Annotated in this window: 21 protein-coding genes; 14 read left to right on the top strand and 7 right to left on the bottom strand. The window is 36.2% G+C overall.

Features of this window, described 5'->3' with window-relative positions:
• Positions 1-8: 8 nt before the first annotated feature.
• Together EKQ63_RS21815 and EKQ63_RS21810 are read right to left on the bottom strand one after the other, a co-directional pair.
• Positions 9-1328 (bottom strand): Na+/H+ antiporter family protein, encoded by a 1320-nt coding sequence (locus EKQ63_RS21815; protein ID WP_000994827.1) that lies wholly within the window; start codon positions 1326-1328, stop codon positions 9-11.
• 131 nt (positions 1329-1459) lie between these two features.
• Entirely contained in the window at positions 1460-2458 is a 999-nt protein-coding gene (locus EKQ63_RS21810) for an alpha/beta fold hydrolase (RefSeq protein WP_087954374.1), read from the bottom strand.
• Between the two features lie 121 nt (positions 2459-2579).
• Here EKQ63_RS21810 and EKQ63_RS21805 point away from each other — a divergent pair, with 121 nt between their 5' ends.
• The gene (locus tag EKQ63_RS21805) at positions 2580-3056 is read left to right on the top strand and encodes a ribbon-helix-helix domain-containing protein (RefSeq protein WP_000151911.1); all 477 of its coding nucleotides are present in this window, start codon (positions 2580-2582) and stop codon (positions 3054-3056) included.
• Between the two features lie 123 nt (positions 3057-3179).
• On the opposite strand, the gene EKQ63_RS21800 is transcribed toward EKQ63_RS21805, so the two are convergent.
• Complete coding sequence (locus EKQ63_RS21800) at positions 3180-4769, bottom strand: bifunctional metallophosphatase/5'-nucleotidase (protein ID WP_071716089.1); 1590 nt, start codon at positions 4767-4769, stop codon at positions 3180-3182.
• Positions 4770-4969: 200 nt separating this feature from the next.
• Between EKQ63_RS21800 and EKQ63_RS21795 the strand changes: the two genes are divergently transcribed.
• The 3 genes from EKQ63_RS21795 to EKQ63_RS21785 all read left to right on the top strand — a co-directional run bounded on the left by EKQ63_RS21795 (position 4970) and on the right by EKQ63_RS21785 (position 6784).
• A complete protein-coding gene (locus tag EKQ63_RS21795; protein ID WP_001976363.1) occupies positions 4970-5233 on the top strand; it encodes a YqkE family protein in 264 nt (87 codons plus the stop codon).
• A gap of 69 nt (positions 5234-5302) precedes the next feature.
• The gene (locus EKQ63_RS21790) at positions 5303-5827 is read left to right on the top strand and encodes a GrpB family protein (RefSeq protein ID WP_087954375.1); all 525 of its coding nucleotides are present in this window, start codon (positions 5303-5305) and stop codon (positions 5825-5827) included.
• Positions 5828-5956: 129 nt separating this feature from the next.
• Positions 5957-6784, top strand: a complete 828-nt coding sequence (locus EKQ63_RS21785) for an aldo/keto reductase (protein ID WP_087954376.1) — start codon at positions 5957-5959, stop codon at positions 6782-6784.
• Positions 6785-6813: 29 nt separating this feature from the next.
• Here the strand turns inward: EKQ63_RS21785 and lolS are convergent, their stop codons facing one another.
• Both lolS and mciZ read right to left on the bottom strand, forming a co-directional pair.
• Positions 6814-7728 carry an aldo/keto reductase gene (gene lolS / locus EKQ63_RS21780; protein WP_087954377.1) on the bottom strand — a complete coding sequence of 305 codons (915 nt, stop codon included), beginning with the start codon at positions 7726-7728 and terminating at the stop codon, positions 6814-6816.
• A 53-nt stretch (positions 7729-7781) separates the two neighbouring features.
• Positions 7782-7910, bottom strand: coding sequence for a Z-ring formation inhibitor MciZ (gene mciZ, locus EKQ63_RS21775; protein WP_061183924.1), 129 nt, complete (start codon positions 7908-7910; stop codon positions 7782-7784).
• 74 nt (positions 7911-7984) lie between these two features.
• Between mciZ and EKQ63_RS21770 the strand changes: the two genes are divergently transcribed.
• Positions 7985-8524, top strand: a complete 540-nt coding sequence (locus EKQ63_RS21770) for an NUDIX hydrolase (protein ID WP_087954378.1) — start codon at positions 7985-7987, stop codon at positions 8522-8524.
• 24 nt (positions 8525-8548) lie between these two features.
• Here EKQ63_RS21770 and EKQ63_RS21765 read toward each other — a convergent pair whose 3' ends face one another.
• Positions 8549-9100 (bottom strand): GNAT family N-acetyltransferase, encoded by a 552-nt coding sequence (locus tag EKQ63_RS21765; protein ID WP_000803491.1) that lies wholly within the window; start codon positions 9098-9100, stop codon positions 8549-8551.
• Between the two features lie 155 nt (positions 9101-9255).
• Between EKQ63_RS21765 and spoIIM the strand changes: the two genes are divergently transcribed.
• The 9 genes from spoIIM (at position 9256) to corA (ending at position 17334) form a co-directional block, all read left to right on the top strand.
• The gene (gene spoIIM, locus EKQ63_RS21760) at positions 9256-9873 is read left to right on the top strand and encodes a stage II sporulation protein M (protein WP_223290769.1); all 618 of its coding nucleotides are present in this window, start codon (positions 9256-9258) and stop codon (positions 9871-9873) included.
• Between the two features lie 106 nt (positions 9874-9979).
• Complete coding sequence (locus EKQ63_RS21755; RefSeq protein WP_000392655.1) at positions 9980-10435, top strand: ferric iron uptake transcriptional regulator; 456 nt, start codon at positions 9980-9982, stop codon at positions 10433-10435.
• 103 nt (positions 10436-10538) lie between these two features.
• Positions 10539-10769: a YqzK family protein gene (locus EKQ63_RS21750; RefSeq protein WP_001250432.1), complete on the top strand. Its 231-nt coding sequence runs from the start codon at positions 10539-10541 to the stop codon at positions 10767-10769.
• Between the two features lie 6 nt (positions 10770-10775).
• On the top strand, positions 10776-11666 hold the full coding sequence (gene xerD / locus EKQ63_RS21745) for a site-specific tyrosine recombinase XerD (RefSeq protein ID WP_000390084.1): 891 nt from the start codon (positions 10776-10778) through the stop codon (positions 11664-11666).
• A 143-nt stretch (positions 11667-11809) separates the two neighbouring features.
• Positions 11810-12553: a FixH family protein gene (locus EKQ63_RS21740; protein ID WP_001993299.1), complete on the top strand. Its 744-nt coding sequence runs from the start codon at positions 11810-11812 to the stop codon at positions 12551-12553.
• Between the two features lie 425 nt (positions 12554-12978).
• On the top strand, positions 12979-14163 hold the full coding sequence (gene deoB / locus EKQ63_RS21735) for a phosphopentomutase (protein ID WP_001046083.1): 1185 nt from the start codon (positions 12979-12981) through the stop codon (positions 14161-14163).
• Between the two features lie 12 nt (positions 14164-14175).
• Positions 14176-14997 carry a purine-nucleoside phosphorylase gene (locus EKQ63_RS21730; RefSeq protein WP_001078446.1) on the top strand — a complete coding sequence of 274 codons (822 nt, stop codon included), beginning with the start codon at positions 14176-14178 and terminating at the stop codon, positions 14995-14997.
• Between the two features lie 7 nt (positions 14998-15004).
• The gene (locus tag EKQ63_RS21725; RefSeq protein WP_001243081.1) at positions 15005-16309 is read left to right on the top strand and encodes a pyrimidine-nucleoside phosphorylase; all 1305 of its coding nucleotides are present in this window, start codon (positions 15005-15007) and stop codon (positions 16307-16309) included.
• Positions 16310-16371: 62 nt separating this feature from the next.
• Positions 16372-17334, top strand: coding sequence for a magnesium/cobalt transporter CorA (gene corA, locus EKQ63_RS21720; RefSeq protein ID WP_001998197.1), 963 nt, complete (start codon positions 16372-16374; stop codon positions 17332-17334).
• Between the two features lie 34 nt (positions 17335-17368).
• Here the strand turns inward: corA and EKQ63_RS21715 are convergent, their stop codons facing one another.
• Positions 17369-18658, bottom strand: coding sequence for an NCS2 family permease (locus EKQ63_RS21715; RefSeq protein ID WP_000676248.1), 1290 nt, complete (start codon positions 18656-18658; stop codon positions 17369-17371).
• Between the last annotated feature and the right edge of the window lie 44 nt (positions 18659-18702).

Genomic DNA, 18702 nt, shown 5'->3' with positions numbered 1-18702 from the left:
CGCACCTTTTATAATGTAATGGCGGCAATAAAGCCGAATATTAGTAACGGTATATTGTAATGTAAAAAAGTTGGTACACATGTATCCCATATATGATGGTGTTGACCATCAGCGTTTAAACCGGATGTTGGTCCAAGTGTACTATCTGATGCTGGAGATCCTGCATCTCCTAGCGCTCCGGCTGTACCGATAATTGCAATGGTGGCCATTGGACTAAATCCAAGCTGCATGCAAAGGGGTACAAAAATTGTTGTTAAAATAGGGATGGTTGAAAAGGATGAACCAATTCCCATCGTAACGAGAAGTCCAATTACAAGCATAAGAAATGCAGCGAGTGGTTTGTTATTTCCAATTATATGTGCACTCGTTTGCACAAGGGATTCAACATGTCCTGTTTTTCGAAGCACAGCTCCAAATCCAGCGGCCGCAATCATAACAAAACCAATAAAGGACATCATGCGCATTCCGCTTGTTAATATCGCATCTGCTTCTTTAAGAGGTAGACTACCACTTACTGATAAGACGATAATCCCAGCTAAAGCACCGAAAATCATTGATTCTGTTGCTAATTGAACAGTTAATGTGGCTATGATAGATAATAATCCGAAAGTAATGCTACGTTTTGTATAGGGAACGATTTCATTTGCGGTAGTATGAATTTGTTCTGTTTCATACGTACGAGGTTTTCGGTACGTAATGAACACCGCTACACATAATCCGATAATCATACCGATTGCTGGAATTGTCATTGCTTTTGGAATAAGCGCGACATCAAATGTAAGACCGCTTTGCGCAGCATTTGTTTGTAATACGTCATGATAAATTTTTCCGAACCCTGCTGGAATCCACATATAAGGAGTAATCAATCCGAATGTAATAATACATGTAACAAGTCTGCGATCCACTTTCAGCTCATTTAATACTTTTAAAAGTGCTGGAATTAAGATGGGGATGAAAGCGATATGAACAGGAATCACATTTTGTGAGAAACAAGCCATCGTTAAAATGATGAATAGAATAAGTATTTTAGAATAAACTTGTTTTTTCGTGTCTTGTTCATTGCCAATCCATTTTAATGCAGTTTGAATCATGGCATCTGGAAGTCCTGTTTTGGAAAGAGAAATAGCGAAACCGCCAAGCATTGCATAACTTAAAGCGATTGGAGCACTATTTCCAAGACCAGTTGTAAAAGTATTAATCGTTTCTGAAATACCGAGTCCGCCGATAATTCCGCCTGTTAAAGCTCCAACAATGATGGCGACAATGACCTGGACACGTAACAAACTAAGCAATAGCATAACTGCTACTGCAACGAGTACAGCATTCATAATAAATGTAATCTCCCCAAAATTTTATTGTGTTAAGGTAAGTAAATATGAAGCACCTTGCTAGATTTATACATAGTTGCGACATATTATTATAAATTGTTTTTTATGAAATGTAAAAGAGCCTTTTGTTACTAATGGTGAAAAGCTAGCTCTTGTTTAATGGATTGTAAAGAACGAGCGAATAATTCTGGTTCTTCTAAATCGGGAGAATGTGCTGAATTTGGGAACCAAATCATCTTTTTTATCGGTGCTTCTATTACATCACAATATTCCTGAACGAGTGCATAAGGAGTTTGATAATCATAGCGACCAGAACAAAAATAAACTGGAATAGATAAACTCGTAATAGAAGAAAAGAAATCGATTTTCAACATTTCTTCCCATAAAACGCCAGATTTTAAATTCCCTGCGAGAAACTTGAACCAATCTAATAGCGTATATTCAGGGGAAAAGAAGCCTTTTCGTATGAACGAAAAGGAAGATCCGTTTTGGATTGCTCCTCCGAATGTGCCAAGCCATTTTCTTTGAATAATAAGGCGTCTCGTATCTAAAAATGGCGGTTTTCCTAATTTTAAAAGGGACGCTAATGCTTTTTTATGATTATGTTTTTTTGCAGAACGAATTAAATGCTGATATAGTAATTCTTCGTTTTGTTTCATATGTACAATTTGCCCAATACCGATATAAGCTTCGATATATTGTGGATAATGGTGTGCTATGTTAAGCCCGATAATACTTCCCCAAGAATGACCAGCGAGAAATAGTTTCTGTTTACTGAACTTTTTAAGTACATATTGAATCACTTCTTTTGCATCGGAAATGAATTGTTCGATTGTAAAATTTGCTCCGAAATCTTTCATTGAAAAGGATTTACCTGCCCCGCGCTGATCCCAATTAATTACGATGAAGTGTTTCTCCAATTCTTTTTGAAAATGACGAATAAATCCGATTTGTGCCATGCCTGGTCCACCGTGACAGCATAATAAAATAGGTTGCTCTACGTTTTGCCCGCGCATAAGGAGAGTTTGTTTTCGGTTGTTAATCATAACGCTTTCCATCGTAGCGATACTATTAGGCATGAGTTTTTTATTTTCATTATAGAACTGCGGGGTATTGCTACGAAAAAGCATATTGAAAACCTCCTTTTCTAAAATCGTATGAATCGCACAGGCTATTCGTTTTGCATATACTGTTAGAAAATCATTGTAACATACCATACTAGTGTCATTTCAACACGGGAGGAGGGAAATTGTGACGATTGGAGAAATTATCGATTGTTTAAATAGGCGTGAATCCATCGCTATTATAGCAAAACGTCTTGAAATAAGCCCGTATACATTATCGAAGAAATTAAGATTGATTGGATACGAATATGATGGAGAACAGAAAAAGCGTATTTTTGTAGGAGATGGAGAAGAACCGCGTCACTTACAACTCCAAGAAGCGACAGCCCTTCAATATGCGAAAACAGATTATCAACTATTAATTTATGAACAATTACAAAGTATTTATGAGTTATTAAGAAAGAAAGAAGAAGTAATTGCGCCCATGATGAATATAAGTACAGAAAAAAAGAAACGTACCTTTTCTATCAATAAAGAAATATTAGCAAAACTAGACGTTATATCAGAATCGAAAGGAATTCAAAAATCTAAACTTGTAGAAGAGGCGTTACAACAATTTTTACAGCAATATGATTTTAACAACACATCACATATTGATAATTAAAGAAAAGGATACTATGTTCATTGTAAGAACGAGTATCCTTTTTAGGTTTCACATATATGATGGATAAAAGGTTTATGTGTATCTTTTACGATGAAAAATTAAGATAGTTTATTAAGAGTGTACTTAATTTGTTTTTTGAATTCTACCATCGATAATTGGCTGAATAGGTTCTTTTAATTGTTTTACGTAATCGACTAGCGCTTCAAAGTCGTTTGGACCAGTTTCTGCATTTTTGCCATTTTTAAATGATACAAATCCATCACCGCCAGAAGCTAAGAAAGCATTCGCAACTACGCTATACGTTTTAGATGGAGATAATTCTTCTCCGTTTGTTAAACGTATATTTGTAACTTTTTCACCGTTTGGTTTATTTGCATTCCACGTATATTGAATACCTGAAATTTGAAGCATTCTCGTCGTACCTTTTTGCCATTGTTGATTTAAAATGTCACGAATATCTTGGCCTGTTAAATCTACTTTAATTAATTGGTTTCCAAAAGGCTGAATGCCGTATAATTCGCCCCATGTAATATCTCCAGCATCTAAGTCATTACGAATGCCACCCGGATTCATAAGTGCGATTTGAGTTTGCATCGTTTGGCGCTGGGCATCGGCAACTAAATTTCCAAGAGTGGACTCACCAGCATCATTTTGTTTACGGTCGATAGGTGCTGTAGATTTTCCGACAACTTCATTTACAAGTGGTGCGATTTTTTCTTTATATTGATCTAATTTTTTCTTTACTTGTTTATCAGGTTCTACACCTTCATGGTAAGTTGTAACAACTTCAGCTTTTTTCTTTACAATATCTTTTGTTTTACGATCAATTGTTACATCTACGTCTGAGAAAGCTGTTCCGTAAGAGTTCGCTTGGACGATTAGTTTATTATTTACAGTACCATTTACATACGTGTGACTATGCCCACCGAAAATAACATCAACTTCCGGATCTGTTTCATTTGCAATTCGAGTAAGGTCTCCATTTGTAACACCAGACTCATCAGTTGTTCCACCGACATGAGCAAGGACAACAATGGATTTAACACCAAGACGTTTTAATTGTTGCGCTGATTTATTAATTGCCTCTACCTCGTCAGTGATTTCTACATTTTTAAGCATAGTAGGCATCACGACATTTGGTGTATCAGTTGTAACGACGCCAATGAATCCTATAGGCACACCGTTTACCATTTTTACAGTAAATGGCGGTAAAAATAAGCGGCCAGTGGATTTATTATAGAAGTTTGCAGCGACATAAGGGAAGTTAGCTCCTTTGAAATTGCCTGTTTTTTCGTGATATCCACCGTAAATGAGGCGATTCATTTCATCGATACCTTCATCAAATTCGTGATTTCCAATTGTACCAACATCAAACTTTAAGTCATTTAAAAATTCAATCGTTGGTTCGTCCTGTAACAACGCTGAAACTGGTGGACTAGCTCCGACAATATCGCCAGCATGTACGAGAAGTGTATTAGGATTTTGCTTTTTACGTTCTTTTAAATAAGTAGCTAAGTAATCAGCACCACCAGCTTCTTTGTTATTAATTTTTTTAATAGTATCTAGTTGTCCATGGAAATCATTAATACCAAGCATTTGTACGTCTATGTAGCGGTTTTGTTCAGCTGGAGTCTGAGATGGGGGAGCGGCAAATACGCTTGAAAAAGTAATGGTACTTAAAACGGCAACAGTAGGAATAATTTTCTTCCACATAATATAATTCTCCTTTTTTTATAATCTGACATCATACGACATAATTTTAATAGATTCATAGGATTATATCTATATAAAAATTTAGTTTTTTCGAAAAATTAACATATTTACAAAAGTGAATAATAGAGTAACGCTCCTTTTTTGTTGTCGATTTCATGGTGTATCTACTATAATGGAGAAAAAAGTAAAAGGTGAGCAACATGAAGAAAAAGAAACAAAGACAAATGCAAAGACAATCGCAAGTGAATCAACCAAAGAAAGAATCTCTTACATTAGGTGATCAATTAAACGATTCACTCATGCAGCAATTAAAAAATAAGAAGAAAGAATTGCAAGTGAGAGAAGAGAAAAAAGAGGCAGCAGAATTGGAAAGAAAGCGTCAAGAACAAAAAGAACGTGAAAAGAATAAATCATTTGAAGAACTGTTAAGTGAAAGTAACCTTACTTGGAAAGACTTTAAATAATAACGAAAATGATCAGTGAAATAACGCTGATCATTTTTTTGACGAGCTTGTAAGAAAAGGGGAGTTAGAATGAGAAAAATTGTAGTTGTTCCGCATGAAAATCATTGGGGTGAAAAATTTCAAATAGAGGCTGAAAGATTAAAAGCAGCGATGCCAGAAACGGTGAAAATGCATCATATTGGAAGTACGTCAGTGCCGGGACTGGCAGCTAAACCGATTATAGATATGATTATGGAAGTAGAGAGTATCGACAGAGTAGATCATTGGAATGAATATTTTGAAAAGCTTGGTTACATAGCAAAAGGGGAGAATGGTATTTCAAGCCGCCGCTATTTCATTCATGGAACGGAGGAAAAACGCTCGTATCACTTACACGTGTTTGAAAAAGGAAATCCTGAGATAGTAAGGCATTTAGCATTTCGTGATTATATGATGGCTCATTGTGAAGAAGCTGAGGCATATGCAACTTTAAAGAAAGAATTAGCTGAAAAGTATACATATGATGGTGCGTTATATTCGGAAGGGAAAACTGAGTTCGTACGTAATGTTGATAAAAAAGCGAAGAAATGGATAGAAAATAATGTGAATGAATGAGTTCGCATTATTTTTGAATGTGTATAAATTTATTATGTAAACTGTACATATGTTTTGACTTTTTTGTTGAATCTTGTTCAAATAAAGTGGTGGCTTATAAAAAAATGTAATAATGAAAGGGAGACGACTGTGCACATTCCAACAACTACACTTCATAATGGCGTAAAAATGCCGATGATTGGTTTAGGCGTTTATAAAGCGAAAGAAGGCGACGAAGTAAAACAAGCAGTAAAAACAGCGTTAGAAGTTGGATACCGTTCGATTGATACAGCAACTGTATATGAAAATGAAAGCGGTGTCGGAGAAGCGGTTCGTGAATCAGGGATTCCGAGAGAAGACATCTTTATTACAACAAAAGTTTGGAATGACGATCAAGGATACGAGGAAACACTTGAGGCGTTTGAGAAAAGCTTAAAAAAATTACAAATGGACTATGTAGATTTGTATTTAATACATTGGCCAATAAGAGGGAAGTATGTTGATACGTACAGAGCGTTAGAAAAACTGTATGAAGAAGGTAAAGTGCGCGCGATTGGCGTTTCTAATTTCCATAAACATCATTTAGAACTGCTATTACCAAATTGCAAAGTAAAACCGATGGTAAATCAAGTGGAACTTCATCCGATGTTAACACAATTTGAATTGCGTAATTTCTGTCAAGGTGAGCAAATTCAAATGGAAGCTTGGAGTCCATTAATGCGGGGCGGGGAAGTATTTGAGCACCCGATTATTCAGGCTATTGCTACGAAATATGAAAAAACACCTGCGCAAGTTATATTAAGATGGGATATTCAAAGCGGGGTTGTGACGATTCCTAAATCTGTTACACCATCTCGCATTCAGGAGAACTTTTCTATCTTTGATTTTTCACTAACGGAAGAAGAAATGACTCAAATTAATACGTTAAATCGTAATTTACATGTAGGAACGAATCCTGATAAATATGATACGTTATAAAAAGACGCTACCAGTATGGTAGCGTCTTTTTAACGGTGTAATGCGTACGTATCACATTTCGCAATTTGCTGAAGTTGTGTATATTTTGCTGTTGTTAACTGTGTTTGTTTACTAGCTTGTACATTTTCTCGTAATTGCCCAATAGAGCTTGCACCAGGTATAACAGCTGCAACAGTTTCGTTATGTAAGCAATATTGAATAGCTGTTCCAGTTAAGGAGTTTTCTCCAATTATTTCTTTTACATTCGCAAGCGTCGCATATAATTCATCGTAAGAATAAGAAAGATAATCTTTTTCTTTTACTCTTTCTATTTTTCTTGCATTATTGTCAGTTAAAATTCCTTTCGCAAGTGGTCCGCGAGCAATGACGCTAATTTGATGTTCATTAAGAAGTGGGAACCATTCTTCAGGACGACGATTCAAAAGGCTATATTCCATTAGAACACTAACGATATTTGAACGCTGTGCATATTCACGGATGACATTTGGACGTATAGAAGAAATACCGTAATGGCGAATGATGCCTTCTTTTTTTAATTCTTCAAAGGCTTCAATTACTTCATCTATAGGATCTTCAATCGTCCCGCCGTGAAGTTGATAAAGATCAATATAATCAGTTTGAAGTCTACGTAAACTTTCTTTCACTTCAGCCTTTATGTAATTTTTAGAAGGATCCCAAGACCAGCCGTTTTTTTCTTCTGTCCATCGATTTCCAACCTTCGTTGTAAGAACAATTTGGTCTCGTTTTCCTTTTAAGGCTTTTCCAACAAATTCTTCGTTTAATCCATAATCATATAAATCTGCTGTATCAAAAAAATTGATTCCTAAATCGATTGCTTCATCGATAATACGCAGGGCTTCTGTTTCAGATGTACCGAGGGACATACAGCCAAGTCCCATTTCTGTCACAAATAAATCTGAGTTTCCTAATTGACGTTTTTTCATAGTTCAACCTCCTTACCTTTATTGTACGAAAGGGAAAAGAGGTTGACAAACGTTTACTTTTTAGTTGCTGTAATCCACTCTTGTACAGTTGTATACTCTTTGCTGTATTGTTTTAGCTTATGGCGAATTTGCCATGCTTTTCCGACTAAAGTGACGCGATTTGGTAAAATATAAACTTTCATTTCTATCACGCTCCTTTCAATGTGGTAAAATGTATGAGGAAAGAATAGGAAATAGAACAGGGAGATGAAGTAGTATGAGTAATCTTGCAGAGAGAACAGTAAAAACTGAGCCGATTTTTGATGGTAGAGTTATAAAAGTTCGTGTTGATGATGTAGTATTACCAAATGGAGCAATAAGTAAACGTGAAATTGTAAATCACCCTGGTGCAGTTGCTATTATTGCTATTACTGATGAGGGGAAAATTGTGCTTGTTGAGCAGTATCGTAAAGCGCTTGAAAAGGCGATTATAGAAATTCCGGCCGGCAAGTTAGAACCAGGTGAAAAACCTGAGGTGACAGCAGTTCGTGAATTAGAAGAGGAAACAGGTTATGTATGTGAAAATATGGAGCTTATTACTTCTTTCTATACATCTCCAGGATTTGCAGATGAAATTTTATATGTATATAAAGCGACAGGTTTGACGAAAAAAGAAAATAAAGCTGCGTTAGATGAAGATGAATTTGTGGAATTGATGGAAGTATCATTAGAAGAAGCGATTACTCTTATGAAAAACCTTCGTATTCATGATGCGAAGACGATGTTTGCAGTACAATATTTACAACTACAAAAATAAACACTCGCCAAAGGCGAGTGTTTTTTAATTAATTTTTGCATATACGCGTGCATCACGTAAGCTACCATCTGGTGCTATGAAATCATTTTCCATTGTACCTTCTAGAATAAATTCTAAACGTTCTGCTAAGTTACATGCATTTGTATTTGTTGCATCAATACGAATTTCAATTCTTCGAGCGCTTAGCTTATCAAAGGCAAATTGAATGGCACCTTTCACAGCTTCGGTCATATAGCCTTGTTTTGTATAAGCGCTATGTAGCCAGAAGTGAAGTGAAAACTTTGGAATATCCCAGTTTTCAGGCTTGAGCGTTATAGCTCCGATGAACGTACCTGATACTTTATCGTATAAGTGAAAATCAAGTGTTTCACGAAGTAAAAACTGTCCGTGAGCGTTACGAACGATTTCTTCAGCACTTTCTTCTGTTTCAGCGTTAATTGGCATCCACGGTACTAAGTCTTCTAGAGAAGCTTGGATTGCTTCATACACTTCTGCACCATCACCTGGAAATGGCTTACGAACTTGTAAGCGTTCAGTTTGAAATAATGTTGGAAAATCTAATAATAATGGTTTCAAGAGAAATCCCTCCTATTCTCTACTTTTTAGTTTAGCAAAGTAGAGCGGAATTTCAATGTTAATTCGTCATACTTTTTTCTTTCTTTCATACATTTTTAGTAAGAGTGTGAACGGAGGGAAGAAAAATGTGGAGAAAAACTTGGCAAGACCGTGTAATGTCTCACATACAGGAAAACTCTTCATTATATATATTTAACGCTGTTTTGTTATTGATGGGAGTAATATTTGGAGCGATTCTTGTAAATAGTTTACAATTAAATCAAAAACAAGATTTATCATTTTATTTGCAACGTTTTTTTGGACAAGTTTCTAAAGGAGAATTTGCTATTGCAGGCGAAATGTTTCGAGAAAGTTACTTTTCACAATTAAAATACATTGGATTTATTTGGATTTTAGGGATTTCAATTATTGGATTGCCACTTATTTTTATTTTATTATTTGTAAAAGGAGTAGTTGTCGGATTTACAGTAGGTTTTTTAGTAAGTCAGCATGGATGGAATGGATTATTATTAGCATTTGTTTCTGTATTGCCACAAAATCTCATTATCATCCCAGTATTTCTCGTTATGACAACCATTGCCGCAAGTTTTTCTTTACGCATGATTAGGCATCAATTTATACGGAAAATAACTCAGCCACTATTACCATTATTAATTCGTTATACATGCTTCTTTCTTGTAATTGGAGCGGTGCTAGCTCTTGCTTCTAGTGTAGAGGCTTATGCATCACCAGTTTTAATGAAAGAAGTCGTTGAAGCTATTAATAAACAATAAATACTTTATGAGAATAATTATCAATTTGTTTTTATTGTTTTTCTTTTGACAGAAGCCCTTCTTCTGATATAATGGTGTAAGAGTGGCGAGGAGGGAGTAGTACCGAATGGAAGAAAGAATTGAACGAATTAAGAAGCAATTACATGCAGCGAGCTACAAGTTAACACCGCAACGTGAAGCAACAGTTCGTGTGCTGCTAGAAAATGAAGAAGATCATTTAAGCGCAGAAGATGTTTACCTCCTTGTAAAAGAAAAGTCGCCAGAGATCGGATTAGCAACCGTCTATCGAACTTTAGAACTATTATCTGAGTTAAAAGTTGTCGATAAGATTAACTTCGGAGACGGTGTTTCACGCTATGACTTACGCCAAGAAGGTGCGCAGCGTTTCCACCATCATTTGATTTGTACACAATGTGGTGCTGTACAAGAAATACAAGAAGATTTACTTGGTGAAGTGGAAAGGAAAGTAGAACATGACTGGAGCTTTAAGGTGAAGGATCATCGTTTAACATTCCATGGGATTTGTAAAAATTGTCAAGAAAATGAAACGGATGAAAAATAACCTTTTCCTATTTAACTAGGAAGAGGTTTTTTATTTGAATAAGGTATAAATTGGTGAAAGCTTGGCATATGTTGTAATAACTTATATTTTGGAGGAATTTACAATGCGCCGAGCTTTAAAATTAACTTTTGATGGGATAAAAGTATTTTTATTATTTACAAGTTGTACGATTTTGTTTTATTTCGCTATACTATGGATAAATGAAGAATATGAAAGCTATCATCGTTATGAAAAGCCAAAAGAAGAGACTGTAGAAAAAGTATCAGGGAATGAAGAGCCGGCAAAGGATGCTTTCGTAAATAGAATGATGTTTTTCTATGAAAATGGGGAGTAGTGTAGATTGGAAGATCAATTAAAAGATTTTATTCATTATATGGTTGTCGAAAAAGGGCTAGCGAAAAATACGGTAGTATCTTATGAACGTGATTTGAAAAGTTATGTAAAGTATTTGCAAAATGTAGAACAAGCGAAAAGCTTTCACGAAGTGACACGCTTGCACATTGTTAATTTTCTGCAGCACTTAAAAGAAAACGGAAAATCTTCGAAAACATTAGCACGTCATATTGCATCGATTCGTTCGTTTCACCAATTTTTACTTCGTGAACGAGCAGTAGAGCACGATCCATCCGTACATATTGAAACGCCGCAAGGTGAACGGAAATTACCGAAAGTATTGTCAGTTGATGAAGTAGAGGCGTTACTTCAGACACCAAAAATGACGAGCGCTTTTGGGGTTCGTGATAAAGCGATGCTAGAGTTATTGTATGCAACAGGACTTCGTGTTTCAGAATTAATTGCATTAAATTTAGAAGATGTGCATTTAACGATGGGATTTGTTCGATGCATAGGGAAAGGGAATAAAGAAAGAATTATTCCACTAGGAAGTTTAGCGACGGAAGCGATTCAAAAGTATATTGAAAAGGGAAGAAGAGAATTGATGGGGAAAAAAGTAGTAGATGCACTCTTTTTAAACCATCATGGAAATCGATTATCAAGACAAGGATTTTGGAAAATTTTAAAACGATTAGCAAAAGAAGCAAATATTGAAAAAGAGCTTACACCTCATACGTTGCGTCATTCTTTTGCTACGCATTTATTAGAAAATGGAGCAGACTTACGTGCTGTGCAAGAAATGCTTGGACATGCAGATATTTCAACGACACAAATTTATACGCATGTTTCAAAAACTAGATTAAAAGATGTATATAAACAGTTTCATCCGAGAGCATAGATACTATGCTCTTTTTTCATAGATTCAAAAGGTTATAGCACTTCACAGAAACTTCACAAACATTTCGTACATTGTTTTCAGCAGAAGACTAGAATATTACAATGTTTTTCCTCTATACTAAATAAAGTATGAAGGAGGAAATGATGATGAAAAAACTTATTATGACTTTATTTATCGCGATGCTAGCATTGGCTGGCTGTAATACAAACAAAGAAGAACCGAAAAAAGAACAGAAACTAGAAGCTGTAAAAGTAGCAGTTCAAACAAATCCGAAAGAAATTAAACCTGGTGAAAAAACAGAAGTACAAGCACTTGTTACACAAGGAAAAGAAAAGGTAACAGATGCTGATGATGTAAAGTTTGAAATTTGGAAAGCTGGCGACGAAAAGCACGAGATGCTAGAAGGTAAGCATAAAGGAAAAGGTGTTTATGCTGTAGAGAAAACGTTCGAAACGGATGGAGTATACCACATTATTGCTCACACAAATGCACGTGAAATGCATGTTATGCCAGAAGTAAAAGTGGCTGTAGGAAATGCGAAAGTAGAAGATGCAAAAAAAGAAAATAGTGATCACGGTGCAGGACATGGCGATCATAAAAGCGATACAATGATTCACCTTATGGCTGGTGACATAAAAGCAAATGCTGAATCAACAATGAAAGTTCATTTAAAACAAAAGGAAGAAGCATTAACTGGTGCTGAAGTACAACTTGAGATTTGGAAAGATGGTGTTGAAAAACACGAATTCATTCCAGCAAAAGAAGGAAATAAAGGGGAGTATGAAACGAAACATACTTTCAAAGAAAAGGGTTCTTACAAAGTGAAAGTTCATGTTAAAAAAGGCGAATTGCATGAACATAAAGAAGAAACGGTAGAAGTAAAATAAAAAAGGTAGCTCTTTAGAGCTACTTTTTTTATTTTTATCCTACAAATGATCAGTGGGAAAGAACAAAACCGCCATTGATTAAAATTTCACTTTATATGAAGAAATAAATCATAAAATGATTAGCACTTCTGTGCATAATGGATTACAATAGAAGTGTGAAGAAAATGAGAAATTCTACGAAAATGTATTAAAAAGAAAGCGTAAACATGTTATGATATCAGTATCAGATGTCTGACATCTGACTTAGAAAAAACTAGAAATGTTTTTGAGTCGTTTCAAGGTAAACGAAATAGGTTAGAGAATGATTTAAAGAAGTACTGTTTGATAATGAGAACGAAAGATAATTCTTATGGAGAACAGTTTCACTTTATAGCGTTTTGAACATACTACAAGAAGTAGAACTGAACTTATAGGAGGTCGCAGTTATGAATAAATATAAACGTATATTCCTAGTCGTAATGGACTCTGTTGGAATCGGTGAAGCACCAGATGCTGAACAATTTGGTGATTTAGGATCTGACACAATTGGTCACATTGCTGAGCATATGAATGGGTTACAAATGCCTAACATGGTGAAATTAGGTCTTGGTAACATTCGTGAAATGAAAGGCATCTCTAAAGTAGAAAAACCACTTGGATATTATACAAAAATGCAAGAGAAATCTACTGGTAAAGATACAATGACAGGTCACTGGGAAATTATGGGTCTTTACATTGATACACCATTCCAAGTGTTCCCAGAAGGATTCCCAAAAGAATTACTTGATGAATTAGAAGAAAAAACAGGCCGTAAAATTATCGGTAATAAACCAGCTTCTGGAACTGAAATTCTTGATGAACTTGGTCAAGAACAAATGGAAACAGGCTCTTTAATTGTTTACACTTCTGCCGATAGCGTATTACAAATCGCAGCACACGAAGAAGTAGTGCCGCTTGATGAGTTATATAAAATTTGTAAAATTGCACGTGAATTAACGTTAGATGAGAAGTACATGGTAGGCCGCGTTATCGCTCGTCCATTCGTTGGTGAGCCTGGAAACTTTACACGTACACCGAACCGTCATGACTATGCATTAAAACCATTCGGCCGTACAGTAATGAATGAATTAAAAGATAGTGATTATGATGTGATTGCTATCGGTAAAATCTCTGACATCTATGATGGTGAAGGGGTAACTGAATCACTTCGTACGAAGTCTAACATGGATGGAATGGATAAGCTTGTAGATACATTAAATATGGACTTTACAGGTCTTAGCTTCTTAAACTTAGTTGACTTTGATGCGCTATTTGGTCACCGTCGTGACCCACAAGGATACGGAGAAGCTCTGCAAGAATATGATGCACGTCTTCCAGAAGTATTCGAAAAACTAAAAGAAGATGATCTATTATTAATTACAGCAGACCACGGTAATGACCCAGTTCATCATGGTACTGATCATACACGTGAATATGTACCGTTATTAGCATATAGCCCAAGCATGAAAGAAGGCGGACAAGAATTACCACTTCGCCAAACATTTGCTGATATTGGTGCAACTGTAGCAGAAAACTTCGGTGTGAAAATGCCAGAATACGGAACAAGCTTCTTAAACGAGCTAAAGAAATAGGGGGATAAACAAATGAATCGTGAACTTATTACAAAATCAGCTTCATACTTAAAAGAGAAATTTCAAGAGACACCACAAGTAGGACTAATCCTTGGATCTGGACTAGGTGTATTAGCAGATGAAATTGAGAACGCAGTAACAGTACCTTACAGTGAAATCCCTGAATTCCCAGTTTCAACTGTAGAAGGCCATGCAGGTCAACTAGTATTCGGTACACTTCAAGGTGTAACAGTAGTAGCAATGCAAGGACGTTTCCACTTCTATGAAGGATACGATATGCAAAAAGTAACATTCCCAGTTCGTGTTATGAAAGAACTAGGTGTAGAAACAGTTGTTGTAACAAATGCAGCTGGTGGTGTAAATACATCATTCGAACCAGGCGATCTTATGTTAATTTCAGATCACATTAACTTCATGGGTACAAATCCATTAATCGGACCAAATGATTCTGAAATGGGTGTACGTTTCCCTGATATGTCTACATCATATACAGTAGAGCTTCGCGAAATGGCAAAACAAGTTGCAGCAGACTTAAATATTAAAGTACAAGAAGGTGTATACGTTGGAATGACAGGTCCTGTATATGAAACACCTGCTGAAATTCGTATGCTTCGTACACTTGGTGGAGATGCAGTTGGTATGTCAACAGTACCTGAAGTAATTGTAGCGCGTCACGCTGGTATGAAAGTACTTGGTATTTCTTGTATTTCAAATATGGCAGCTGGTATTTTAGATCAGCCACTTCACCACGATGAAGTAATCGAAACGACAGAACGTGTTAAAGCTAACTTCTTAGCATTAGTAAAAGCAATCGTAAAACAAATGAAGGGGTGACCTCACAATGAGAATGGTGGACCTAATTGCAAAAAAACGTGACGGACATGCATTAACGACAGAAGAAATTAACTTTATTGTTGAAGGATATACAAATGGTGATATTCCTGATTATCAAGTAAGCTCACTTGCAATGGCAATTTTCTTCCAAGATATGAACGATCAAGAACGTGCTGATTTAACGATGGCAATGGTAAATAGCGGTGATACAATCGACTTATCAGCTATTGAAGGAGTAAAAGTAGATAAGCACTCCACAGGTGGTGTTGGTGATACAACAACACTTGTATTAGGTCCATTAGTAGCCGCTTTAGGTGTACCGGTTGCAAAAATGTCTGGACGTGGTCTAGGACATACTGGTGGTACAATTGATAAATTAGAAGCAGTTCCAGGATTCCATGTTGAAATCGAAAATGATGAATTCATGCGTCTTGTAAATGAAAACAAAATCGCAGTTATTGGTCAAAGTGGAAACTTAACACCTGCGGATAAAAAATTGTATGCACTTCGTGATGTAACGGCAACAGTAAACTCAATTCCGCTTATTGCAAGCTCAATTATGAGTAAAAAAATTGCTGCTGGTGCAGATGCAATTGTTCTTGATGTAAAAACTGGAGCAGGTGCATTTATGAAAACAGATGAAGATGCAAAACGTTTAGCAGAAGCAATGGTACGCATTGGGAATAACGTTGGTCGTAATACAATGGCTGTTATTTCGGATATGAGTCAACCACTTGGTGAGGCGATTGGTAACGCACTTGAAGTACAAGAAGCAATTGATACATTACAAGGTAAAGGACCGAAAGATTTAGAAGAGTTATGTTTAACACTTGGAAGTCAAATGGTATACCTTGCTGGACAAGCTTCATCTTTAGAAGATGCACGTGAGAAATTAATTGAAGTAATGAACAACGGTAAAGCGCTAGAATCATTTAAAACGTTCTTATCAGCGCAAGGCGGAGATGCATCTGTTGTTGATGATCCTTCTAAATTACCACAAGCACAGTTTAAAGTTGAAGTGGAAGCGAAGGAAGACGGTTATGTATCAGAAATCGTTGCAGATGAAATTGGAACAGCAGCAATGCTTTTAGGAGCAGGACGTGCGACGAAGGAATCTGAAATTGATTTAGCAGTTGGCTTAATGCTTCGTAAAAAAGTAGGGGACAGCGTGAAAAAAGGTGAATCTCTTGTTACCATTTACGCAAACCGTGAAAATGTAGAAGACGTAAAAGCAAAAATTTATGAGAACATGAAGATCTCTAAAGAGCATGTAGATGCACCAACATTAGTGCACGGCATCGTTACTGAATAATAAAGAAGCGCCAGGGAGTATTTCTCCTTGGCTTTTTTTACTATTTTTTGTTTATAATAATAATGGGTGAAAATATGATTAGAATTTGTGCAATAACAAAAACAGATGAAGTATTATATGATGTTTCGCTAGAAGAAACAAAGAAAGACCATATTGTATGGTATTGGCTAGATTTATATAAGCCAACGAAAGAAGAGTATACATACATTTTGCAAGATCATTTTAAGTTCCATCCCCTTGCAATTGAAGACTGTATAGAATATGTACAGAGGCCAAAAGTTGATTTTTATGATGGATATAACTTTTTAGTTCTTCATGCATTTGGTGAGGATGGACTAGAACCGCACGAGATCGACTTATTTATTAGTGATCGTTATATTGTTTCTTTCCATTTTTCTCATAATAATGCAATTGAAAGAGTATGGAAAACACTTGGAGAAAAGAAGCGTATTAAAAATAGTCCCCTGCACGTAGCACATACAATTATCGACCAAATTGTAGATGACTATTTTGCGCCTGTATATTACATTGAGGATCACCTAAATGCAATTGATGATAATTTAACGGGTGAGACAGCAGGTAGTGTACTAGAAGAAGTATTTGATATACGTGCAGATTTATCGAAGCTAAGGCGTACAATCATTCCGATGCGTGATTTATTGTATCGTATTTTAAATTCGACTCGTTTTTACGGTATAAGTGATCATGAAATTTACTTTAAAGATATACATGACCATTTGCTTAAATTGACAGAAATGATTGAGGCAAGCCGAGAATTAACGGCAGATATTCGAGATAGTTATTTTTCATTAAACTCACATCATATGAATAACATTATGAAAACATTAACTGTGTTCTCGACTATTTTCATGCCATTAACATTTATTGCGGGAGTATACGGAATGAACTTTACGCATATGCCAGAGCTTGGTGGACAATATAGTTATTTTATTTGTTTACTTATTATGGCGCTAATTGGCGGCGGCATGATGGCTTGGTTTTATAAAAAAGGATGGTTTAAATAAAAAACACCGAGGGGAAATTCCTCGGTGTTTTTACTTAACCGATAGCATGTAATACGAACATGGCTAAGAATAAGCATGTAATGATATACATAGACGGTGCGACTTCTTTACGCTTTCCAAGAGCAACTTTTAAGATAGGATAAGCAATAAATCCGAACGCAATGCCATCAGCGATACTATATGTGAGCGGGATCATGACGATAATTAAGAACGCTGGAAATCCTTCTGAAAAATCGTTCAAAGGAATTTGCTGAATGCTTGTAATCATCAGGCCGCCAATAATAATTAAGATTGGTGCAATGGCACTATCAGGAATTAGTTTGACAAACGGAAGTGCAAACAGTGACGCGAAGAATAACAACCCTGTAACGATAGACGTCAGACCTGTCTTTCCACCTGCAGTAATACCTGCGGCACTCTCTACTGTTGATACGGTAGGGCTTGTGCCAAATAGACCACATGTCATTGCTGAAATTGCATTGGCTTGGTAAGCACGTGGGAATTTACGGTCATCTTCTAATAAACCGTGCAGAAGTCCCATGTTCTCAAAAATAAGCACCATGCTTAAGGAGAATGTTGCAATCCAAAATGGTAAGGAAGAAAGTTTGCCAAATGACATAGCCCCAAACACATCGCCGTAATTAGCGAATGAGAATGAACTATTTCCGATTTGACTTGTATCAACAAGGCCAAATAGCCATGCAATACCAGTTCCTATTGCAATCGTCCATAAAAAGTTTCCACGTACGTTACGAATAAATAATACGAGTGCAACGATAAGAGTAAGCACGGTCGCAAGAACGACAGGGTTACTTAATTTACCCATTGCAACAGCAGTATTTGGATTCGAAACGACTAAACCACCTTTTTGCAATCCGATAAATGCTAAAAATAATCCGATGCCGACAGTGATAGCTTCCTTTAGTGACTTTGGAATCGATACTGAAAGCACGCGAGCGATTGGTGTAAACGCAGCAATTGCAAAAATAATACCAGAGATGAAGACAGCTGCTAATGCTTCCTGCCAAGTTAATCCGAGCGTATGCACAGCAGTGTACGTGAAGAATGCATTTACACCCATACCAGGGACAAGAATAGCAGGTGCATTTGCCCAAAATGCCATGAGCAGACATCCGACAAATGAACTGAAAACAGTTGCTAAAATTCCAGCTTCAAGAGGAATGCCAGCATCGGATAAAATGGATGCATTTACAATCATAATATATACGATCGTAAAAAATGACGTAACTCCAGCTAAAACTTCTTGTTTTGGTGATGTTTCGTGTAAACCTAATTTAAATGTTCTTTCAAGTATTCCTTTCATGTTAAACCTTCTTTTTCATATCCCTCTCCCACCCGTGATATCTC

The sequence above is a fragment of the Bacillus sp. BD59S genome, from assembly GCF_007363175.1.
GTDB lineage: Bacteria > Bacillota > Bacilli > Bacillales > Bacillaceae_G > Bacillus_A > Bacillus_A pacificus.
Note: the sequence above shows the minus strand (reverse complement) of the source record. Positions and strands in the feature narration are given on the sequence as shown.

Excerpts from the sequence above, each read along its gene's own strand:
- EKQ63_RS21815 (WP_000994827.1), bottom strand. The coding sequence starts at position 1,328 with ATGAATGCTGTACTCGTTGCAGTAGCAGTTATGCTATTGCTTAGTTTG.
- EKQ63_RS21810 (WP_087954374.1), bottom strand. The coding sequence starts at position 2,458 with ATGCTTTTTCGTAGCAATACCCCGCAGTTCTATAATGAAAATAAAAAA.
- EKQ63_RS21800 (WP_071716089.1), bottom strand. The coding sequence starts at position 4,769 with ATGTGGAAGAAAATTATTCCTACTGTTGCCGTTTTAAGTACCATTACT.
- EKQ63_RS21795 (WP_001976363.1), top strand. The coding sequence starts at position 4,970 with ATGAAGAAAAAGAAACAAAGACAAATGCAAAGACAATCGCAAGTGAAT.
- EKQ63_RS21790 (WP_087954375.1), top strand. The coding sequence starts at position 5,303 with ATGAGAAAAATTGTAGTTGTTCCGCATGAAAATCATTGGGGTGAAAAA.
- lolS (WP_087954377.1), bottom strand. The coding sequence starts at position 7,728 with ATGAAAAAACGTCAATTAGGAAACTCAGATTTATTTGTGACAGAAATG.
- mciZ (WP_061183924.1), bottom strand. The coding sequence starts at position 7,910 with ATGAAAGTTTATATTTTACCAAATCGCGTCACTTTAGTCGGAAAAGCA.
- EKQ63_RS21770 (WP_087954378.1), top strand. The coding sequence starts at position 7,985 with ATGAGTAATCTTGCAGAGAGAACAGTAAAAACTGAGCCGATTTTTGAT.
- spoIIM (WP_223290769.1), top strand. The coding sequence starts at position 9,256 with ATGTCTCACATACAGGAAAACTCTTCATTATATATATTTAACGCTGTT.
- EKQ63_RS21755 (WP_000392655.1), top strand. The coding sequence starts at position 9,980 with ATGGAAGAAAGAATTGAACGAATTAAGAAGCAATTACATGCAGCGAGC.
- EKQ63_RS21750 (WP_001250432.1), top strand. The coding sequence starts at position 10,539 with ATGCGCCGAGCTTTAAAATTAACTTTTGATGGGATAAAAGTATTTTTA.
- EKQ63_RS21740 (WP_001993299.1), top strand. The coding sequence starts at position 11,810 with ATGATGAAAAAACTTATTATGACTTTATTTATCGCGATGCTAGCATTG.
- deoB (WP_001046083.1), top strand. The coding sequence starts at position 12,979 with ATGAATAAATATAAACGTATATTCCTAGTCGTAATGGACTCTGTTGGA.
- EKQ63_RS21730 (WP_001078446.1), top strand. The coding sequence starts at position 14,176 with ATGAATCGTGAACTTATTACAAAATCAGCTTCATACTTAAAAGAGAAA.
- EKQ63_RS21725 (WP_001243081.1), top strand. The coding sequence starts at position 15,005 with ATGAGAATGGTGGACCTAATTGCAAAAAAACGTGACGGACATGCATTA.
- corA (WP_001998197.1), top strand. The coding sequence starts at position 16,372 with ATGGGTGAAAATATGATTAGAATTTGTGCAATAACAAAAACAGATGAA.
- EKQ63_RS21715 (WP_000676248.1), bottom strand. The coding sequence starts at position 18,658 with ATGAAAGGAATACTTGAAAGAACATTTAAATTAGGTTTACACGAAACA.